Raw genomic sequence first — 20078 nt, 5'->3', positions numbered from 1 at the left:
GTCCGACGAAGAGGCTTCTAACGAAGCCAGTCTTAGTCGCACTCACTGGCAAGTCGTCGAAGCAATTGCTAAGACGCCGCAAGTCTTCTCAAATAAACGCCGTAATCACCCTTGCCTGCGTTGTCAGCGATTTCTGAAAAATCAGCCTTCGTGATAAAACCTTTGCTGAAAGCGATTTCTTCAGGGCAAGCTATCTTGAAACCCTGACGCTTTTCCAGCGTGCGCACAAATTCCCCAGCTTCAAGCAGGCTATCCGGCGTTCCAGTGTCGAGCCAAGCGTAACCGCGCCCCATGATGGATACTTTCAGCTTGCCGCGTTCCAGATAAATGCGGTTCACATCCGTTATCTCATACTCGCCGCGCGCGGACGGCTTGAGATTGGCCGCGATGTCTACCACACCGGCATCATAAAAATACAGACCGGTAACGGCCCAGTTGGATTTTGGCTTTGCGGGCTTTTCTTCAATAGACAGCGCCCGCATCTCGCCATCGAACTCCACCACACCGTAACGCTCAGGATCGTTCACGTGATAGGCGAAAACGGTAGCTCCGTCATCGACGTCCGTACCGGCTTGCAAAAGCTCCGGCAATCCGTGACCGTAATAGATATTGTCGCCTAGGATCAGGCAGGACGGGGAGCCACCGATGAAGTCAGCGCCAATCATGTAGGCTTGAGCAAGCCCATCGGGGCTTGGCTGAACGGCGTATTCGATGGAGAGACCCCATTGCGAACCGTCTTTCAGAAGGTTCTGGAAAAGCGGCATGTCATGGGGTGTCGATATAATCAGGATTTCGCGAATACCCGCCAACATCAGCGTCGTCAGCGGATAATAGATCATTGGTTTGTCGTAGACCGGCAGAATCTGCTTCGAGACCGCCAATGTCATCGGATGCAGACGGGTTCCGCTGCCTCCGGCAAGAATGATACCCTTCATGGCGTTTCCTTTTTGCTCTGCGCCAAGGCGGCCACGACCGCGCGCGTTGATGCCTGCCATTCCGGCAATCTAATTCCGTAAACCTCTTCCAGCTTGCTGCAATCAAGCCGGGAGTTTGCCGGGCGTCGGGCCGGGGTAGGGTATTGTGCGGTCGTGATGTCGTTGACGATCACCGACTTTACGCCGCTTTCGGCAGAAAATGCGAATATCTGTTTCGCGAAATCCGCCCAGTTGGTTTCACCTGTTCCGGACAGATGAAACACGCCGCGAAGACGCGCGGAGGGATCCGTCGCAAGTTTTCTCGCAATCGCCACGATTGCCACGGCGATGTCGTTTGCCGATGTGGGACATCCGAACTGATCCGCAACCACATTGATTTCGTCACGGCTCTCGCTTAAGCGGAGCATGGTTTTTACGAAGTTGCTGCCATATTCCGAGTAGACCCATGCGGTTCGCAAAATGGCGTAATTGGCGGTGCTTTCAGAGACTGCCTGTTCGCCTTCGAGCTTTGAGCGGCCGTAGACGGACGTCGGGCCTGTCAGATCGCCCTCGACATAAGCACCGGCCTTGGTGCCATCGAACACATAATCCGTGGAAAGATGGATGATCGGAACGCCGAGGTCATTTGCGGCTTGCGCAACGGCTCTTGCTCCATCCCGATTGACGGCGAAGGCGATGTCCGGTTCGCTTTCCGCCTTGTCGACAGCAGTATAGGCGGCGGCCGATATCACAACGTCTGGTTTTGCGTCACGTAGCGCTTTGGAAACGGTGTCCGGTTGAGCGAGGTCGAGTTCCGGACGGCCCAGAGCCACGATCTCCAGATCGTGACCCGCCAGCGCCTGAAGAGCACTGACGACCTGTCCATTTTTTCCGGTGACTACCAACCGCATCCGGTTCAGTCCTTCGTCAGAACGCCGAGGCGCTCTCCCGCGTATACGCCTTGACGCAGCGGCTCCCACCACCATCCATTGTCCAGATACCATTCCACCGTTTTACGGATGCCGGTCGCGAAATTTTCCTCTGCCTTCCAACCCAGCTCCGTTTCGAGCTTGGTTGCGTCAATGGCGTAGCGGGCATCGTGACCAGGGCGATCCGTGACGTACTTGATCAGCTCGGCATAAGGCTTTGACTGCGGGCGCAGCTCGTCCAGAATGGAGCAGATGCAATTGACCACATCGATGTTTTTCTGCTCGTTTCTGCCGCCGACATTGTACTTCTCGCCGGCAAGGCCCTTCTGAACGATGAGCCACAGGGCACGGGCATGGTCTTCCACATAAAGCCAGTCGCGGATGTTCGCGCCGTTTCCATAAACCGGCAGAGGCTTGCCTTCCAGCGCATTGAGAATGATCAATGGAATAAGCTTTTCCGGGAAATGGAACGGCCCATAATTGTTGGAGCAGTTGGAAATCACGACCGGAAGGCCGTACGTACGCTGCCAGGCCGTGGCGAGATGGTCGCTTGCGGCTTTCGAAGCGGAATACGGCGACGACGGATCGTAGGGTGTTGTTTCTTCGAACAGGCCATGCTCTCCGAGCGAACCATAAACCTCGTCGGTCGAGACGTGAAGCATGCGGAAGTCTGATTTTGCGTCTTCGGCAAGACCGTTCCAATATTGCCGCGCGGCTTCCAGCATCGTGAACGTGCCGTTGACATTGGTCTGAATAAAATCAGCAGCCCCGGTAATGGAGCGGTCGACATGGCTCTCGGCTGCCAGATGCATCACGTAGTCCGGCTGAAATGTCGCGAAAGCGTCATTCATTGCGGCCCGGTCGCATATATCCGCCTGAAGAAAGCGGTGGTTTGGCGCGTTTTCGATTGGCTTGAGCGAGGCCAGATTTCCAGCGTAGGTCAGCTTGTCGACGGTGAGAACATCCGCGCCAACCTCGCTTACGAGATAGCGTACAAGGGCCGACCCGATAAATCCGGCGCCACCGGTGACTAGAACGCGCATCATCAGTTCCCAGTTTTTTTGTAGGTGAAATATTCAGGCAAGTCGGAGAGAGTCGGCTGCTTGGCATCCTTGTCGGAAAGCACGCAACTGTCCATCTTTGGCCAGTTGATGCCGATGGCCGGATCATCCCATTTGACACCGCGATCATGGGCCGCGCTGTAGGGAGCTGTGACCTTGTATGAGATAACGGTGTCGTCAACCAGCGTCATGAAACCATGGGCAAAGCCTGCCGGGACCCACAGCTGGTTGCCGTTTTCCGGTGAAAGCTCAACGGCGATCCATTGTCCGAAAGTGGGCGATCCAACTCTGATATCAACCGCGACGTCCAGCAGTCGTCCGCGGATGCAGCGGACGAGCTTGCCCTGTGCGAAGGGTTCCGTCTGGAAGTGGAGTCCTCGAACAGTTCCAGCCTGTGCGGACAAGGATTCATTGTCCTGCACGAACTCCACATCCGAGACGTTCTCGCGAAACCATTCCCGTTTGAAAACTTCGCTGAAGTAACCCCTGCTGTCTCCAAACCGAGCCGGAGTTATCTTTTTTACGCCTGATATCGAGAATGCTTCTAACTGCACTTCGCGGATCCTGTCTGGTCTGCCTGCTCACGGTGGTATGACTTTATCGGTACGGACAGTCAATAACGCTTTATCGGTCGACCACACAAGAGTATCCCGCTCCCTGCCGGGGCATGCCCGGATAGATGCCTTGGTGTTCGAGGATGCCATCTGTCGAGGCAAGCGCTCGATGAATTTTGTGCGTCATATCAGCTGGACGCGGCGCCTTCCATTCCGGCCCTCTGTTCTGTCCGCAGCGGCCGCTTCAGCGGCTTTCTTTGTCCCAATATGGCTCAAAGATTATCACAACATTACGTTTTAAGTCACATTGCAGATTTTATCCCTAGTTGTATTAGAGATTTATAAATAAACCAACTCCATAGTGCGGTCGTGAGCGGTTCTTCGAAGGCTGGGAGAGTGCATTATGTTCACGGTGCTGGAATGCGTTGCCGTACAACACGACCATGCGATCGTGCTTCTTGCGGCGGTTATTTGTCTGCTGGGCATGCTTGCTTTTTTCCATCTGTTGTTACGTGCGGAAGAGAGCCCGGCCACCCGCAAGCCTTACTGGGTGCTGGTGGCCGCCTTTGCGGCCGGGCTCAGTGTCTGGGCCACGCATTTCGTCGCTATGCTGGCCTATAAGGGTGCCGTTCCGATCGGCTTTGATTTTCAGTTCACGGCTCTTTCGGCGGTTCTGGCGGTTCTGGGTTTCTGGTTGGCACTCAAGGTCCGTTCGCAGGAGATCTACAGTCCCGTTATCGTTGGAACGCTGGTAACAATTTCCGTCGCCGTCATGCATTTCGTCGGAATGGCGGGAATGGATGTGGCCGCCACGATCAGCTACCGCTGGGGTCCCGTTTTCGGCGGTTTTGTTGTCGCCGGTGTGTTCTTCCTTCTGGCCTTTTTCCTGTTCTGCCGTCCCGGCTCGTGGAAGCGCATCCTCATGCCGGCCGGATGTTCCATTCTGGCGATTTGCGCGCTGCATTTCACCGCCGTATCGGCCACGATCCTGTCGCCGGATCCGTCCGTTTCCGGTCCAGATCCCGATAGCCTTGCCCGAGTAATCATGATCGGTGCCGTTTCCGGCGTGACGTTCCTCATCCTGGCCGCCACTGCCACCGCAGCGCTGGTGGACCGTTATCTTGTCGACCTCAAGGGTCTTGTCGATGCGACGCTGGATGGCCTTGCCGTGGTGCGCGATGGTCGCATCGTCGAGCTTAACACCCGCTTTGCCGGGCTTCTCGGCAGCGATGAGGCATCTCTGATCGGTAAAAATCCCGATGATCTCTTCAAGGCCATCGATGGGCAGCCCACCTATTTGCCGCGCCAAGCGCCGGTGGAGGCTATCCGTGACCGTGCCGACCGGGCGCAGGTGTTTGAGCTTGCCGTGCGCACCATCGAATATCGCGGCCACCCGTGCGAGGTGCTGGCCATTCGCGACCTGACAGAAAACCGGGAAGCGCAACGGGAGATCGAATATCTGGCGCGCCACGATGTGCTGACCGGCCTTTCGAACCGCACCATGTTCCAGACACGGCTGCACCAACAGATCGAACATTGCAGCACGGAGGATGAGTTTGCGCTGCTGGCGCTTGATCTCGACCGGTTCAAGGCGGTCAACGACATATTCGGCCACGCCGAGGGCGACCGGGTGTTGAAGAGAGTAGCCGCTATTCTCGATGAATGCGCAAGGGCAGGCGATATTGTCGCACGTCTCGGCGGCGACGAGTTCGTGATCCTCACTTCTCGACATACCAAATCGGAAGAGGCGCGGTTGCTGGCTGAGACGATCCTTGCCATGTTCGGACTGAAAATGAATGCCGCCAACGATCCGACCGCCGTCGGCGTCAGCATCGGCATTGCCGTTTTCCCGCGCGATGGTGGAAGCGACGAAAGCATCATGCACGCGGCTGACCTCGCGCTTTACCGCGCCAAGATGGGCGGGCGCGGTATCCTGGCCTTTTACGATCCGCTGATGGATCAAGAGGCGCGTGAACGCCGCCAGCTCGAGACGGATTTGCGGCTTGCCATCAATCGCAACGAATTGCTGTTGAACTACCAGCCGGTGCTTTCCGTCGAGTGCGGTCAGGTCGTCGGATACGAGGCGCTGGTGCGCTGGCAGCATCCGACAAGGGGCGTCGTGCCGCCGGATGTCTTCATTCCGATTGCCGAGGAAAGCGGGATCATCATCTCGCTCGGCGAATGGGTGTTGCGCGAGGCCTGCCGTCAGGCAAGCACCTGGGCGCCGCATCTGAAAATCGCGGTCAATGTTTCTCCATTGCAGTTTTCGCTGGCAAATCTTGGCCATGTCGTCTGCACGGTGCTGATGCAGTCCGGCCTTTCGCCGAACCGGCTGGAACTCGAAATCACCGAAGCCGCTTTGCTGAAAGACCGCAAGGCGACGTTGACCATCCTCAACCAGCTGAAGGCGCTGGGTGTTGCCATCGTCATGGACGATTTCGGCACCGGTTACTCCTCGCTCAGCAACCTGCAGAGCTTCCCCTTCGACAAGATAAAGATCGACCGCAGCTTCATTGCCGCCATGAGCGAGGACGACAATGCCCGCGCCATCGTGCGCGCGGTGATCGGCCTTGGCCGCAGCCTTGATCTGCCGGTGACGGCGGAGGGTATCGAAACGGACGCGCAATACCGCATGGTTGTCGATGAGGGCTGCGCGCAGGCGCAGGGGTATCTTTTCGGCAAACCGGGTGTGGTGCCCGCCGAGGCCAAAAACGCCACCAAACGGAAGAAATATTCCGTTTGAAAGAAGAGTGCGGCGGTATGATGCCGTCGCCCTTCATTCCCATAGTCGATGGAACGAGAGCGAACCCAAATCGTTAGAGTTACGCGTGGCGCGTCTGCGCTGTCCTCGTCAAGGGCAAGGATGGCGTATTCGGCCGTCCAGGACAGCCCGTGTGCTGGCCCCGCGGGTTGAGGATTTGACATGAAACGGCAGGCAGAACGTTCAGACAGAGATGTAAAACCCTTCGATGTCCGTGACCGGCTGATACTGGCGCTTTATGCGCAGCTGAAGGCCGAGAGGCAAACCCGCGAGGCGATGGAGTGGGTGATCCGCAACGGTGGGCTTTCGCCGGAGGTGCTGGAGGCGATGGCATCCGACCCAGTGCCGGTGCTGGCGGAGGCGGATGTGCCCGCCATCGAACGCATTCTCGCCGCCGACCGCAGCAGTGAGCATTCATCCCGTAGCGGCGATCATGGACGGCGATCATGAACCGGAGAGCAAGCTGGAAAGGCCATCTGACATTTGCCGATTTCAGCTGTGAAATCGGTCTCTATTCCGCGCTCACCGCATCCGAGAAAATCTCCTTTAACATCGTCAACCGCAAGACCGGGCATCGGGTCGAGCGGCAATATGTCGATGGCGATACCGGTGAGGCTGTCGAGCGCGACGATCAGGTCAAGGGATACGAACTCGACAATGGCGATCATATCGTCATCGAGGGAGACGAGATCGCGACGCTGATGCCGGAAAACGACAAGGTCATTCGCATCAGGCATTTTTTGAGCCGCGAGGAGATCGACAAGCTCTATTTCGACAAGCCCTATTATCTGGCGCCAACGCAGGAGGGCGGCGAGGAAACCCTGACGCTGTTGGCGAAGGCGATGGAGGACGAGAAGGTCGTCGCACTTGGCGAAGCGGTGCTTTTCCGCCGCAACCGCGTGGTGCTGATCCGGCCGAGCGGCAAGGCGCTTATCGCGACGACGCTGAATTTCGGTTATGAGGTGCGCTCGCAAACCACTGTCTTCAAGTCCATTCCCGATATTCAGTTCGATGATGAGATGCTGGAACTCGCCGGCCACATCATCGGGAAACGCGCAGGCACATTCGATCCGGCGGAATATACCGACCGTTACAATGATGCGCTGGCGGAGCTGGTGAAAGCCAAGATCGAAGGCCGGGAAATCAGCAGACAGCCGCCGCGCGGCCAAGACAACATCATCGATCTCAAGGAGGCGCTGCGTCGCAGTGCCGGTGCCGGGGGCAGCGGGAAATCCACCACCGGTGCAGGACGCAAATCTTCCCGCGAAGCGAGCTGAACCATGGGCTTGCAGACCTATAACGCCAAGCGCAGTTTCGATAAAACGCCGGAGCCGAAAGGCGACAAGACCGATGCGCATGGCTCGAGCTTCGTGGTGCAGAAACACGATGCCCGCCGGTTGCATTACGATTTCCGGTTGGAGATGGACGGCGTGCTGAAAAGCTGGGCGGTGACGCGCGGCCCAAGCCTTGATCCGGAAGACAAGCGCCTTGCCGTGCATGTCGAGGACCATCCCTTGAGTTACGGCGATTTCGAAGGCGTGATCCCCAAAGGCCAATATGGCGGCGGCACCGTCATCCTGTGGGATCGTGGCAGCTGGCGTCCGATTGGCGATGCGAAGAAGGGTTATCGTAAGGGCCATCTCGAATTCGAGCTGGATGGCGAAAAGCTGAGGGGGCGCTGGCATCTGGTGCGCATGCACGGAAAACCCGGCGAAAGCCACGAGAACTGGTTGTTGATCAAGGGTGATGACGGGGAGGCGAGGCACGATGGCGGTGCCGATATTCTGGAGGAACGACCGGAATCCGTAGCCACTGGCCGCAGCGTCGAGGACGTCGCGGCAAATCCGAAAGACACCTGGAATTCGAAGTCTATATCGAAAAAGACGGCCGCCTCGTCCTCCGGCAAAAAACAGGCGCATGCCTTGCCGAAAGGGGCGCGCAAACAGGCGTTGCCGTCCTTCGTAGCGCCGGCGCTCGCGACGCTGAAACCGAAGCCGCCTGAAGGTTCGCGCTGGCTGCATGAAATCAAATTCGATGGCTACCGGCTGCAGGCGCGTCTCGATCACGGCAAACTTCAGTTTCTGACCCGCAGCGGGCTGGACTGGACTGAGAAGTTCGGCGACGCCGTAGCAGGAGCGCTGAAAGCCCTGCCGGCTGAAACGCTGCTGATCGACGGCGAAATCGTGGTCGAACGGGAGAGCGGCGCTTCGGATTTTTCCGCCTTGCAGCAGGACTTGAGCGAAGGGCGCAGCGACCGTTTCGTTTTTTACGCCTTCGACCTTCTGTATCTCGATGGCGCAGACCTGCGCGGCGCGGCGCTGGCCGACCGCAAGGCGCTGCTTGAAAAGCTGCTGCCCGCCGGAGAGCCACTTCTCCGCTACAGCCAGCATTTCGAGGAAAACGGCGCGCTTGTGCTGGATCACGTCTGCCGCCTCAGCCTGGAGGGCGTCATTTCCAAGGTCAAGGACAGCAAATATGCCTCCGGCCGCAAGGGGGACTGGGTAAAGTCCAAATGTTCGATGCGGCAGGAATTCGTCATAGGCGGTTACACGCTGTCCTCCACCTCGGAACATGCCATCGGCTCGCTGGCGCTGGGCGTTTATGAGGATGGCAGGTTGCGTCATGTCGGCCGCGTCGGCACCGGCTTTACTGCAGACGTTGCCGAAATGCTGCTCGGCCGCCTGAAGCCGCTGGAAAGCAGGGAAAGTCCCTTCGGCGAAAAACTCACGGCACTTGCCCGCCGTGACCTCAATTTCGTCAAGCCGGAACTGGTGGCCGAAGTGGAGTTCCGTGCCTGGTCGGCGGATGGTATTTTGCGCCATGCTTCCTTTCAGGGCCTGCGCGAAGACAAGCCGGCGGTTGAAATCGAACGCGAGGAAAAAACTGTGTCCGAAACCAAGGCAGCGCAGAGCAAGATCAAGTTCACCCATCCGGACCGTCTCTACTGGCCGAAGGATGGCGTAACGAAAGAGGGGTTGGCCGACTATTATGCGCAGGTCTGGTCCTTTATGGCTCCCTTTGTCGTCAACCGGCCACTGGCGCTGCTGCGCTGCCCGGAAGGCATAGAAGGCCCGCGTTTCTTCCAGAAACACGCCTGGCGCGGCATCAACAAAGCGGTGGAGCAGATAGTCGATCCGAAGGACAGGGGCGGTGATCCGCTGATCCGCATTGCCGATTTCGACGGCATGATGGCGCTGGTGCAATCCGCAGCCCTTGAAATTCACCCATGGGGTGCGACGACCGACAATTGGGAAAAACCCGATATGATTACCATGGATATCGATCCCGACGACGGGGTCGAGTGGTCGGATGTCATCGGTGCGGCGTTGGAACTGAAACGGCGCTTCGAGGATGCCGGGCTTGCGGCTTTCGTGAAAACCTCCGGCGGCAAGGGCTTCCATGTGGTCGCGCCCTTGAAGCCTGATGCCGGCTGGCCAGCCGTGAAGGCTTTTGCAAAAGCGATGGCGGACGACATGGCCAAGGCCGAGCCGGACAAATATCTGGCGGTGGCGACGAAATCGAAGCGGACCAGCCGCATCTTCATCGATTATCTGCGCAACGGCAGGGGCAATACGGCGGTCGCACCCTATTCGACCCGCGCCCGGCAGGGAGCCGCCATTTCCGCACCGCTCGAATGGGACGAGCTGTCGGAAGAGATCGGCCCCGCGCATTTCACCGTCAACAATATCGGCGCACGCCTTTCGGCTCTGAAGAAAGAGCCGTGGGAGGGGTTTTTCGCTGCGGCCCGGCCGCTGTCGAAAAAAGGTCGCTGAAGCGTTAGAGCGTTGTCGCATTTCCGGACGGAAAACCGGGGTCCGCTTTTCCTGCGAATACTCTAGCGTCGTTTGTCGGCGGCAAGGCTTTTCTTCAGGGCATCCATGATGTTGATGACGTTGCCGCCGGTGCGGGCTTTCGTGCCGGTTTTCTTTTCCGGGGAAGGCACGGCCTTGCTCTTGGTTTTCAGCAGGGCGCTGATCTTTTTCTGGATCGGATTCTGCACCAAAGCCGGTTTCCACGTTGTCATCTGTTTGCCGATGTGTTTTTCCATGGCTTCCAGAAGCGGCTTGTCGATCTTCATCTTCGGGTCCAGCGCGTCGATGCTCTCGCGCACCTCCTCGCCGTAATGCAGCGTCCACAGGATGATGCCCTTGCCTGATGGTTCCAGCAGCACCGCTCTTTCATGGCGGTAGAGAACGAGCCGCGCGATGCCGAAAACACCGTTCGCCCGCATGGCCTCGCGAATGACGCTGAAAGCCTCGGTGCCGATCTTGTCTTCCGGGCGCAGGAAGTGCGGACGGTCGTACCAGATCCAGTCGATGGAACCGGTGGGAACGAAGGTCTTGATATCGATGGTGCGGGTGCTTTCCAGCGCGACCGCATCGATCTCGTCATCCTCCAGCAGCACATAATCGTCCTCAGCGCGGGGAAAACCCTTCACCTGATTTTTCGCGGCCACCGGCCTATGGGTGACGCTGTCGACATAACGGCTTTCGACGCGATTGCCGGTCTTGCGATTGAGAATGTGGAACCGGTATTTGTTGCTTTCAGTGGTGGCGGGCGTCAGCGAAACGGCAGCCGTCACCAGCGACAGCTTCAGATAACCTTTCCAGAAAACCTGCCGTGCCATGATCGCGATCCGCCTCGTCGCCAATGTCTCCCGGATCAAACAGCCATGGACAGGCTTTTGTTCCGGGAGCACAGGCAAATCGGGCGTGGTCGGCGTTGTCAGCCGAACAGCGACGTCAGACCATAGACGGCCGCGGATATGAGGGCGGCGGCCGGCATGGTCACGACCCAGGCAATAACGATGTTGCCGGCAAGGCCCCAACGCACCGCCGAGACACGGCGGGCAGCACCGACGCCGATGATGGCGCCCGTGATGGTATGGGTTGTCGATACCGGAATGCCGAGCCATGTCGCGCCGAACAAAGTCAGCGCTCCACCGGTTTCGGCGCAGAACCCCTGCATCGGGTTAAGCCGGGTGATTTTCGACCCCATGGTATGCACGATCCGCCAGCCGCCGAACAGCGTGCCGAGCGCCATGGCCGACTGGCACGAGATGACCACCCAGAACGGCACGTAAAAGCTTTCCCCCAGATGTCCCTGACTGAAGAGCAGCACGGCGATGATACCCATGGTCTTCTGCGCGTCATTGCCGCCATGGCCAAGTGAATAGAGCGAGGCGGAAATAAACTGCATGATGCGGAAGGTGCGGTCCACCGCAAAAGGTGTCTGGCGCACGAACAGCCAGGAGACGGCCAGCACCAAGAGCAGCGCGAGGAAAAAGCCGATTGCCGGTGACATGAAGATCGCGCCCACGGTTTTCAGAAGTCCCGACCAGACGATCGAATTGAAACCGACTTTCGCAAACCCAGCACCGACGAGACCGCCGATCAGCGCATGCGACGAGCTGGAGGGGATGCCGAAGATCCAGGTGACGATGTTCCAGACGATGGCGCCCATCAGTGCCGCGAAGATGACCTGCGGCGAAACGATGGCCGGATCGATGATGCCGGTGCCGAGCGTTTCGGCCACATGCAGGCCGAAGAACAGAAAGGCGATGAAATTGAAGAAGGCCGCCCATGCCACCGCATATTGCGGGCGCAGCACGCGGGTGGAGACAATGGTGGCGATGGAATTTGCGGCGTCGTGCAGACCGTTCAGAAAATCGAAGAACAGCGCGATGGCGATAAGGCCGACAAGCAGCGGCAGTGCAAGCGCGACATCCATCAGACGTTCTCGATAACAATGCCGCTGATCTCGTTCGCCACGTCCTCGAAGCGGTCGACGACCTTTTCGAGTTCGCCGTAGATCTCGCTGCCGATCATGTAGGCCATGGCATCGCCGGCGGCGCCGTGGCGCCGGAACAGGTCCTTGAGGCCTTGATCGTGAAGTTCGTCGGAGTGGCCTTCTACGCGGGTGACCTCTTCGGCAATGACAGACAGGCGCTGCGCGTTGGTGCCGACCTTTTCCAGAAGCGGGAGGGCTTCGGCGACGAGGTTTGCTGCACGGACGATCTCATGGCCCATTTCGCGCATCAGCGGGTCGAACTGCGTTTGTTCGAAAAGACGGATGGTCTTGACGGTCTTGTGCATCATGTCGATGGCGTCATCCATGGACTGGATGAGGTCCTTGATATCGCCACGATCGAAGGGAGTAATGAAGCTGCGCCGCACCGCGAGCAGTACTTCGCGGGTAATATCGTCCGCCTGATGTTCGAGAGCGACGATAAGGTCGCAATTTTTCTCGACGTCGATGCCGCTTAGAAGTTGGTCCAGAGCTGCGGCGGCTTTGACGACGGTTTCCGAATGTTTGCTAAACAGGTCGAAGAAACGGTCCTCGCGCGGCATCAGCTTGCGAAAAATGCTCATCATGCGAATTGGCCCTCAATGGCGCTTTATTAGTTGTGGGGGGTGATTGTCATAAAACTGTCATAAATGCACGCGGGGCATTGATGCAACCCGCAAAATAAGCACTATCAACGGATATGAAATCCACGAAGAAAAGCCGGAAAGCCCGTCCGGCCCGCTCCCTGACATTGCTCCAGCAGCTCGCTGCGGTTCCCGAAAAGCTGTTCACCGGCGCTTTCCGGCAGCAATATGCCGCCCTGTGCTTCCGTTATGCCGGCCGCGGCGAAGAGATCGAAGTCCTCGTCGTCACCTCGCGCATGAGTGGACGCTGGATCATTCCGCGCGGCTGGCCGATGAAACGCAAGAATCCGCATCAGGCCGCCGCTATCGAGGCATGGGAGGAGGCCGGCGTGCGCGGCCGGGTGAGGAAGGATGCGGTCGGCCGCTACACCTATCTCAAGATGCTCGACAATGGCGACGTCGCGCCCTGCGTCGTCGATGTTTTCCAGATCGAGGTGACCGGAGCGGAAACGAGTTTCAAGGAGCGCGGCGAACGCCTGGTCGAATGGGTTCGCCCCGACGAGGCGGCAAGGCGCGTTCGCGAAATCGAACTGAAGTCGCTACTGGTCGATTTCCGCCCGAAGGGCAAAAAGAAGCGCTTGACCGGAGAGGAGCCCTGACTGCAAGGTCGAGGGCTGATCTCAAGAAGAGGGTGCCGGGCGATCTGGCAGTCCGGTTTCGCCCGCCTCATCCGGTGCTTTCGGCAGCAGGCGGGCAAGACGCCGGGTGAGGCTGTCTATGTAGGACAGGATCGTCGGCACGACGATCAGGGTGAGCAACGTGGAGCTGATGAGGCCGCCGATCACCGCATGCGCCATCGGCGCTCGTTGCGCCCCGCCACCGCCGACGGCCATGCCGAGCGGGATCATGCCGAAGATCATTGCCAGCGTCGTCATGATGATCGGGCGGAAACGGATGATGCCGGCGCTTGCCAGCGCTTCGTTCAGCGTAAGCCCGCGTTTCCGTTCTCGATTGGCGAAGTCGACCAGCAATATGCCGTTCTTGGTGACGAGGCCCATCAGCATGATGAAGCCGATCAGCGAGAACATGTTGATCGTGCTGCCGGCCACCATCAATCCGATAAGGACGCCGATGAGCGATAGCGGCAGCGACGCCATGATGGCGAGCGGCTGCAGGAAACTGCCGAATTGCGAGGCGAGCACGATGTAGATGAAGATGACCGCCATGGCGAGCGCAGTGACCATGTGGCCAACGGTCTCCTCCATGGTTTCGGCGTCGCCGCCGAAGCGGATACGATATCCGTCCGGCAGGTCGCGGGCGGCGGTGAGGGTCTTCAACTCGTCCGTCACCTCGCCGAGCGGTCGCCCGGTGATATTGGCCGAAACCAGCACTTCGCGGCGATTTTCGATGCGGCGGATTTCGGCGGGCGCCTCGACGGTGGTGATTTCGGCGACCTGATCGAGACGGACCATCAGGGGAGCGCCGTTCGATGCCGTGCGACCGGTCGCGATCATCAATTCGCCGAGCAAGGTTGTATCGGAACGGCGTTCGCCGGGCAGTCGCACGACGATGTCGTAGCTGTTGCCGCCCGCATCCGTCCATTTCGAGACATCCTCGCCTCCGATAAGGGGGGAGAGTGCTGTGGCGAGATCGGATCTGGCAATGCCGAGATCGCTTGCCGCCTCGCGCTTCAGGCGCACCGAAAGGACGGAGGTCACGTCCCGGGTGCTCGACGTTACATCCACGAGGCCGGGGATCTTTTTCATGTCTTCCATGAGACCGGTAGCGATCTTTTCGAGGATCGCCCTGTCGTCGCCGAGGATGCTGAGCTGCACCGGGCTCTCGCCGCCGCCAAGGCCAGTCTGCAGGATTGCGACCTCTATGCCTGATATGGCCGACAGGCGCTTACGGATCGGTTCGGCAAGCGTAACCGGGGTTCGGCTGCGCATCTCCAGCGGCACCAGCGCCACCAGAACGGTGGCGCGATGTTTGCCGACGGTGCCGCCGGTATTGACGGTGGAATAGAGCGTCTCGACTTCCGGAAATTCCCTGAGCGCCTTTTCGACCTGCCGGACCTTTGCCGTCGTATAATCCAGCGAGGAGCCGACCGGTGCCGAGATGGTGATCTGGAAGCGACCTTCATCCGTGTTCGGCACGAATTCCGCGCCGACCAGCGGCACCATGAGCAGGCTGCCGACAAAAATGCCTGATGTGACAAGCAGGGTGACAAACCGGTGGCGCAATGTCCAGCCGATCACATGCCGGTACTGGCCAGCCAGCCATTCGAAGCCGCGGTCGAAACGCGCGATCAGCCGTCCGATCGGCCCACGTTTCGCGTCGGGTTGCGCATCCGGATCGTACCAGACGCTCGACAGCATCGGATCGAGCGTGAAGGCGACGAAGAGCGAAATGAGCACGGCGGCGGAAACAGTAACGCCGAATTCGTAGAAAAACCGGCCGACGATGCCGTCCATGAAGGCAACCGGCAGAAAGACCGCCACGATCGTCGCCGTCGTCGCGATTACCGCAAGACCGATTTCATTCGTACCGTCGAGTGCGGCGCGGATATGGGATTTGCCCATATGCAGGTGGCGGGTGATGTTTTCGCGCACGACGATGGCGTCGTCCACGAGAATACCGATGGAAAGCGTCAGCGCCAACAGGCTGAGTGTATTGAGCGTGAAACCGAGAACATCGATGACCGCGAGCGTGCCGATGATCGCGATCGGCAGTGTCAGCCCGGTGATGACGGTGCTGCGCCAGGAATTGAGGAACAGGAAGACGATGGCAACGGCGAGCGCCGCCCCTTCGATCAGTGTCGTCTGCACCTGATCGACGGATTCTGCGGATGGGTATGGACGTGTCCGAAATGATGCGCAATTGCACGTTTTGCGGGGCAAGTTCGGTGTTGAGAAGTGCCAGATGTTTTCTCACATCCGTCACGACCTGAACCGTGTTGGCGTCCTGAACCTTGACGATGTCGATCGCCAGTGCGGTCTGGCCATTATAGAGGGCGCGGTTTTCGGGATCGGCGGCTCCCTCCGAAAGCGTCGCGAGGTCACGGAGATAGATGGCCGCGCCACCGCGCCTTGCGACGACCATATCCAGCAGCGCCTGCGGCTCGGCGATACGGCCCTGCACCTGGATCGTGCGTTCGGAGACGGTGTCGATGAGGCTGCCGGCCGGGCTGTTGCTGTTGCCGTTGCGCAGCGCGGTCACCACCTCGTTGATGCCCACTCCGAGCGCGCGCATGCGGGTATCGTCGATCACGATGTCGATCTGCCGCTTGCGGGCGCCGACGAGCGTTGCCTGCCCCACACCGGGAACGGTCGTCAGTTGCCGCAGCACCCTTTGGTCGGCAAGGGTAGTGAGCGCGGGCACGTCGAGCGATGTCGAGCTGATCGCCACCGACAGGATCGGCTCGGCGGCGGGATCGAACCGGGAGATGACCGGTTTCTTGGCATCCTTGGGGAAATTCCCGTCGATGGCGGCGATCTTGTCGCGCACGTCCTGTGCCGCGGTTGCGCCCTTAACTTCGAGTCTGAATTTTGCGACGACGACGGAGCGCCCCTCGTAGGAGGTCGATGTGATCTCGTCGAGGCCGCCAATGGCGTTCAGCGCATCCTCGACGGGGCGCGTCAACTCCGTCTCCACCGTCTCCGGCGTGGCGCCGGGATAGGCGGTGACCACCACCACGACCGGAACGTCGACATTGGGGTACAGATCCAGCCCCAGCCGCTGCAATGAGAAGAGGCCCATGACCAGAAGCGCCACCATCATCATGGTAGCGAAAACGGGGTGGGTGACGGATATACGGGTCAGAAACATTTCAGCCTGCCTTATCGACCGTGACAGCCATGTCGGGCTGCAATTCGGGAAGTGGTGCGGTCAGGATCGTCTCGCCGTCATTCAGACCGGCGCCGATTTCGACCAGGCTGCCGCCGTTCCAGCGCGATCCGACTGCCACCGTCTGGCGGCGCAGATGGCCGTTCAGGACTTTAAGGACATGATAGCCGGTCTCGTCTTTCCGAAGCGCGATTGCGGGAACGACAAGAGCATCGTTTTTCTCGCGCACGAGGATCGACCCGCTGGCGAACATTCCGCCCCATAGCCGGCCGTCGCGATTGGCAAGCCGAAGATAGACGGCGACGAAGCGTGTGCCGTCTTCGGCAACCGGGCTGATGCGGTCAACGGTGCTTTTGAGGGACTGGCCGCCCATGCCGTCAATATCCAGTTCCGCCGTCTGGCCAAGGGTGACGCGTGAAATATCGCGCGTGGCGACAAGAACCTTCGCCTCCAGCGTGCTCGTGTCGACCAGTGTGAGAAGCTCGCCATCGGCACCAATGCGTGAACCGGCCTCGGCCTGCCGGCGGGTGACGGTGCCGCCGAAGGGTGCGCGGATTTCGGCATTACGAAGGGCAAGACGAGCGATATCCACCTGCGCCGAAAGGCTCTGGAGCCTTGCCGTTTTTACCACGACGTCGCTCTTTGCCTTATCGAGTTGTTCCGCCGATGCGACGTTTTTCGAAGCGAGCTGTTCGGTTCGGGTGAGGGCCTGCATCGCCAGCGCCAGTTCGGCCTCGGCCGCATCGCGATCGCTCTGCCGCAGTAGCAGCGTCGATTGCAGTTCCTCGGTTTCGAACCGCACGAGCAGATCGCCCGCCCGCACCGCCTGTCCGTCCTTGACGTTCATATCGAGAATCTTTCCGGCCTCGCGGGCGCGGATGACGACACGGCTGATCGGTTGAAGCTCGCCGCTGATGCTGAGCCGTTCCACCATCGGGCGCGTGCCGATTTTTGCGATTTCCGCAGAGGTCAGTTCGAACGGGATACCAGCCGGGCTCATCGATGTCGCCTCAACGATACCCTTCACGCGCTCGTTCGCATCGACGCTTCCGCGCGCCGGATCGAGAGCAGTGACAACGAGAGCGCAGCCCGCAAGCGCGATCCCTGCCTTGATCGTTCTTTTCACCCACATAACATAATCCTTCCAGGCAAAACTCATCCTGTGACCGCTTGTCGAACGGTCGCGTCGCCTGTCCTGCAGGCGGATGTTTTCTGGATAAGCGTCCATAATTGCAGCAGCATTACCCTGCCGCGTCTTTCGCGCCGCAATACTGCCGCAACCTTTTTGGCAGACAAGGGATGGCGAAGGGATGGTGACGAATGAGACTTCTGTTGATTGAGGACGAAAAGGAAATGGCGGATGCGCTGTCGACGACGCTCGGCAAGCAGGGGATCGTCATCGACCATACGATGCGGCTCGGCGATGCCATGGAACTGGCGCGCCAGCATGTCTATGACGCCATCCTGCTTGATCGTCGCCTGCCGGATGGGGAGGGGCTTACCTTTATTCCAAAGCTGCGCCGCGCCGGTATCGATACTCCGATTATCCTGTTGACGGCGATGAACGAACCGGAAGAGCGGATCGAGGGTCTGAATGGCGGCGCCGACGACTATCTGGGCAAACCATTTCTGGTCGGCGAACTTTTGGCGCGGGTGCGCGCGGTTCTGAGAAGACCGGCGAGCATCGCCCCGTCGCAGATTGTTGCCGGCCGCATCCTGATCGATCCGCTTCATCTCAGCGTCACGATCAACTCCGCGCCTTTCGATCTGCCAAGACGGGAGCTTATGGTTCTCATCACGCTGGCGAAACGAAAAGGCAAATCCGTGCTGCGTGCGACGCTCGAGGCCGCCGTCTACAATTACGAGGAGGAAATCCAGTCCAATGCGCTCGACGCGCATATATCGCGACTGCGCAAACGCCTTCTCGATGCCTCGGCCGGGGTCAGCGTGCACAATATTCGCGGTATCGGCTATCTGCTGAAGGAAGAGACATGAAAGCGCAGGGCAAGTCCAATCCGTCATTGTGGTGGCAACTGAGCTGGCAGCTCAGTATTGTCGTCTCCTCGATGATCGCGGTGGTCATCGTCGGGCTGTGCGTTTACGGGGTGATGAAGCTCTCACCCAATGTCGGGCTCTGGCGCGAATTGTCGGCGACGATTGACGAGTCGCTTTCGCTCGATCCGCAGAGGGGCCTTGTCATTACCGAGGGACCGGCGCTGCGCGCCTTGAAGGCGAAGAATGAAAAGCTCTGGTTCGTGATATCGACGCTTGACGGTAAGGCGGCGACCTATGGCACCGTGCCGGCGGCCTATGCCGAACTGTCGCGTTACCTTCGTCTGATGATGGACGCCGATATTCGCGGCGGCAGCGGCATATCCGAAGTGGCTTCGGTTGAGAGTGTCGACACGACGGCGGGACCTGTCAGGATCATGTTCGGCGGAACCTCCCATGCGGGCGCCTCGTTTCTGACGCTCCTTGCCGAAACCTACAAGATTTATGTTCCTCTGCTGGCGGTCATTTTGCCTGCGGTGTTCTTCTCCGTGCCGCGCATCGTGCGCCGGGCGCTTGCCGGTCTTAGTTCCGTCGTCAAAAAAGCACCGGAGATCGACCCGCGACGACCGGGTTCGAAGCTTCCCGTCGAGGAAGTGCCGCGCGAAGTCGTTCCGTTGATCGTCTCTTTCAACAGTATTCTCGAGCGGCTCGAAGAGCAGTTCCAGGCGCGGCAACGGTTTCTGATCGATGCGGCGCACGAGTTGAGGACACCGATTGCGATCATGCAGACCCGGATTGAAGGGTTGCCGGGACCGGAACAGCAGCGTTTGATGGGGGACGTCGCGCGGCTCGGCGAAACTGCCGAACAGCTTCTGGCCTTCGAGCGAAACGATCAGGTCAACGACCGGCGCGAGGCGGTGAACCTTGTCGAGATCGCCCGCACGGTGGTTGCCGATCTTGCGCCGCTGGCACTCTCGGCGGGTTATGACATCTCCTTCGAAACGCAGATTGAGCAATACGAAACGCAGGGCAATCCGTTCGCCCTGCCGCGCGCCATCAGCAACATCGTGCGCAACGCAATCGACCATGGGGGGAACAAGGGGTTGATCCATGTTTCGGTTCTCGCAAACGGCGAAATCGCGATTTCCGACGAGGGGCAGGGGATACCTGAGGACCAGCAGGAGCGGATATTCGAGCCTTTTTATCGCGTCACGCCACGAAGCACGGGGGCCGGACTTGGCCTCAGCCTCGTCAAGCAGATCGTTGCCAATCACAACGGCCGCATCGTGCTGGAAAGCACCCCCTTCGGAAGCACGTTCCGGGTCCGTTTCTGACCGTGCTTTGATAACTGGCTTTCGGAAGGGCAATTGTAATGTTGCCGCAATTTTCGCCGTCGTAATGTGCGGGGCACAGGATCATCTGTCCCAACCCGGAGTACGCGCAGTGATACGCCAGCGGAATCTGTTTCCCCCGGGCTTTCGCCCACAAGGCGGCGCGCTGTTGCGGCATCGCCCCGGAATTTAACGCAATGCCGGAGTGCCGGTGATCGCAGCGTAACGTCTCCCGATTTCATATTCGGTTCATCCTAGGCGCGCAGGGTCCCGACCAAATCACTCTGAGACTCAGTCCAAACAGTCATACTCCCCGGAA

15 protein-coding genes and 1 pseudogene are annotated in these 20078 nt (G+C 59.3%); 7 read left to right on the top strand and 9 right to left on the bottom strand.

What is annotated here, in order from left to right:
• Positions 1-68: 68 nt before the first annotated feature.
• The 4 genes from rfbA to rfbC are packed head-to-tail and all read right to left on the bottom strand — an operon-like array spanning position 69 to position 3458.
• On the bottom strand, positions 69-935 hold the full coding sequence (rfbA, locus tag RBH10_RS00565; RefSeq protein ID WP_281039221.1) for a glucose-1-phosphate thymidylyltransferase RfbA: 867 nt from the start codon (positions 933-935) through the stop codon (positions 69-71).
• Positions 932-1825 (bottom strand): dTDP-4-dehydrorhamnose reductase, encoded by an 894-nt coding sequence (rfbD, locus tag RBH10_RS00560; RefSeq protein ID WP_281039220.1) that lies wholly within the window; start codon positions 1823-1825, stop codon positions 932-934. Before rfbD ends, rfbA begins: the two co-directional genes overlap by 4 nt.
• Positions 1826-1830: 5 nt before the next feature.
• Positions 1831-2886 (bottom strand): dTDP-glucose 4,6-dehydratase, encoded by a 1056-nt coding sequence (gene rfbB, locus RBH10_RS00555; protein ID WP_281039219.1) that lies wholly within the window; start codon positions 2884-2886, stop codon positions 1831-1833.
• A 2-nt stretch (positions 2887-2888) separates the two neighbouring features.
• Complete coding sequence (gene rfbC / locus RBH10_RS00550; RefSeq protein ID WP_281039218.1) at positions 2889-3458, bottom strand: dTDP-4-dehydrorhamnose 3,5-epimerase; 570 nt, start codon at positions 3456-3458, stop codon at positions 2889-2891.
• Between the two features lie 403 nt (positions 3459-3861).
• Here rfbC and RBH10_RS00545 point away from each other — a divergent pair, with 403 nt between their 5' ends.
• The 4 genes from RBH10_RS00545 (at position 3862) to ligD (ending at position 9992) form a co-directional block, all read left to right on the top strand.
• A complete protein-coding gene (locus tag RBH10_RS00545; protein ID WP_281039217.1) occupies positions 3862-6201 on the top strand; it encodes an EAL domain-containing protein in 2340 nt (779 codons plus the stop codon).
• A gap of 180 nt (positions 6202-6381) precedes the next feature.
• Positions 6382-6669, top strand: coding sequence for a hypothetical protein (locus tag RBH10_RS00540; protein WP_281039216.1), 288 nt, complete (start codon positions 6382-6384; stop codon positions 6667-6669).
• On the top strand, positions 6666-7496 hold the full coding sequence (locus RBH10_RS00535) for a Ku protein (RefSeq protein WP_281039215.1): 831 nt from the start codon (positions 6666-6668) through the stop codon (positions 7494-7496). The genes RBH10_RS00540 and RBH10_RS00535 overlap by 4 nt, the downstream gene beginning before the upstream one ends.
• 3 nt (positions 7497-7499) lie before the next feature.
• Positions 7500-9992 (top strand): DNA ligase D, encoded by a 2493-nt coding sequence (ligD, locus tag RBH10_RS00530; protein ID WP_281039214.1) that lies wholly within the window; start codon positions 7500-7502, stop codon positions 9990-9992.
• 62 nt (positions 9993-10054) lie between these two features.
• Here the strand turns inward: ligD and RBH10_RS00525 are convergent, their stop codons facing one another.
• From RBH10_RS00525 to RBH10_RS00515, 3 genes are all read right to left on the bottom strand, one after another.
• Positions 10055-10846: a Ku protein gene (locus tag RBH10_RS00525; protein WP_281039213.1), complete on the bottom strand. Its 792-nt coding sequence runs from the start codon at positions 10844-10846 to the stop codon at positions 10055-10057.
• A gap of 98 nt (positions 10847-10944) precedes the next feature.
• Positions 10945-11949: an inorganic phosphate transporter gene (locus tag RBH10_RS00520; protein WP_045020994.1), complete on the bottom strand. Its 1005-nt coding sequence runs from the start codon at positions 11947-11949 to the stop codon at positions 10945-10947.
• On the bottom strand, positions 11949-12593 hold the full coding sequence (locus tag RBH10_RS00515; protein ID WP_281039212.1) for a DUF47 domain-containing protein: 645 nt from the start codon (positions 12591-12593) through the stop codon (positions 11949-11951). The genes RBH10_RS00520 and RBH10_RS00515 overlap by 1 nt, the downstream gene beginning before the upstream one ends.
• Before the next feature lie 113 nt (positions 12594-12706).
• Here RBH10_RS00515 and RBH10_RS00510 point away from each other — a divergent pair, with 113 nt between their 5' ends.
• Positions 12707-13249 carry an NUDIX hydrolase gene (locus RBH10_RS00510; protein ID WP_281039211.1) on the top strand — a complete coding sequence of 181 codons (543 nt, stop codon included), beginning with the start codon at positions 12707-12709 and terminating at the stop codon, positions 13247-13249.
• A gap of 21 nt (positions 13250-13270) precedes the next feature.
• On the opposite strand, the pseudogene RBH10_RS00505 reads toward RBH10_RS00510, so the two are convergent.
• Positions 13271-16418 (bottom strand): annotated as a pseudogene (locus tag RBH10_RS00505) (efflux RND transporter permease subunit).
• 1 nt (position 16419) lies between these two features.
• Positions 16420-17568, bottom strand: coding sequence for an efflux RND transporter periplasmic adaptor subunit (locus RBH10_RS00500; protein ID WP_281039209.1), 1149 nt, complete (start codon positions 17566-17568; stop codon positions 16420-16422).
• Between the two features lie 188 nt (positions 17569-17756).
• On the opposite strand from RBH10_RS00500, the gene RBH10_RS00495 reads away from it, so the two are divergent.
• Positions 17757-18431 (top strand): response regulator transcription factor, encoded by a 675-nt coding sequence (locus RBH10_RS00495; protein WP_281039208.1) that lies wholly within the window; start codon positions 17757-17759, stop codon positions 18429-18431.
• Positions 18428-19762: a HAMP domain-containing sensor histidine kinase gene (locus tag RBH10_RS00490; protein WP_281039207.1), complete on the top strand. Its 1335-nt coding sequence runs from the start codon at positions 18428-18430 to the stop codon at positions 19760-19762. Before RBH10_RS00495 ends, RBH10_RS00490 begins: the two co-directional genes overlap by 4 nt.
• The last annotated feature ends 316 nt before the right edge of the window (positions 19763-20078 follow it).

Source organism: Rhizobium sp. AN73 (assembly GCF_030757975.1).
Taxonomy (GTDB): Bacteria; Pseudomonadota; Alphaproteobacteria; order Rhizobiales; family Rhizobiaceae; genus Agrobacterium; species Agrobacterium arsenijevicii.
The sequence above is the reverse complement of the archived record's forward strand: the minus strand, read 5'-3'. Positions and strand labels throughout refer to the sequence as shown.

What these genes read in the sequence shown, in the direction of transcription:
- rfbA (WP_281039221.1), bottom strand. Translation starts at nt 935, where the DNA reads ATGAAGGGTATCATTCTTGCCGGAGGCAGCGGAACCCGTCTGCATCCG.
- rfbD (WP_281039220.1), bottom strand. Translation starts at nt 1,825, where the DNA reads ATGCGGTTGGTAGTCACCGGAAAAAATGGACAGGTCGTCAGTGCTCTT.
- rfbB (WP_281039219.1), bottom strand. Translation starts at nt 2,886, where the DNA reads ATGCGCGTTCTAGTCACCGGTGGCGCCGGATTTATCGGGTCGGCCCTT.
- RBH10_RS00545 (WP_281039217.1), top strand. Translation starts at nt 3,862, where the DNA reads ATGTTCACGGTGCTGGAATGCGTTGCCGTACAACACGACCATGCGATC.
- RBH10_RS00540 (WP_281039216.1), top strand. Translation starts at nt 6,382, where the DNA reads ATGAAACGGCAGGCAGAACGTTCAGACAGAGATGTAAAACCCTTCGAT.
- RBH10_RS00535 (WP_281039215.1), top strand. Translation starts at nt 6,666, where the DNA reads ATGAACCGGAGAGCAAGCTGGAAAGGCCATCTGACATTTGCCGATTTC.
- ligD (WP_281039214.1), top strand. Translation starts at nt 7,500, where the DNA reads ATGGGCTTGCAGACCTATAACGCCAAGCGCAGTTTCGATAAAACGCCG.
- RBH10_RS00525 (WP_281039213.1), bottom strand. Translation starts at nt 10,846, where the DNA reads ATGGCACGGCAGGTTTTCTGGAAAGGTTATCTGAAGCTGTCGCTGGTG.
- RBH10_RS00520 (WP_045020994.1), bottom strand. Translation starts at nt 11,949, where the DNA reads ATGGATGTCGCGCTTGCACTGCCGCTGCTTGTCGGCCTTATCGCCATC.
- RBH10_RS00515 (WP_281039212.1), bottom strand. Translation starts at nt 12,593, where the DNA reads ATGATGAGCATTTTTCGCAAGCTGATGCCGCGCGAGGACCGTTTCTTC.
- RBH10_RS00510 (WP_281039211.1), top strand. Translation starts at nt 12,707, where the DNA reads ATGAAATCCACGAAGAAAAGCCGGAAAGCCCGTCCGGCCCGCTCCCTG.
- RBH10_RS00500 (WP_281039209.1), bottom strand. Translation starts at nt 17,568, where the DNA reads ATGTGGGTGAAAAGAACGATCAAGGCAGGGATCGCGCTTGCGGGCTGC.
- RBH10_RS00495 (WP_281039208.1), top strand. Translation starts at nt 17,757, where the DNA reads ATGAGACTTCTGTTGATTGAGGACGAAAAGGAAATGGCGGATGCGCTG.
- RBH10_RS00490 (WP_281039207.1), top strand. Translation starts at nt 18,428, where the DNA reads ATGAAAGCGCAGGGCAAGTCCAATCCGTCATTGTGGTGGCAACTGAGC.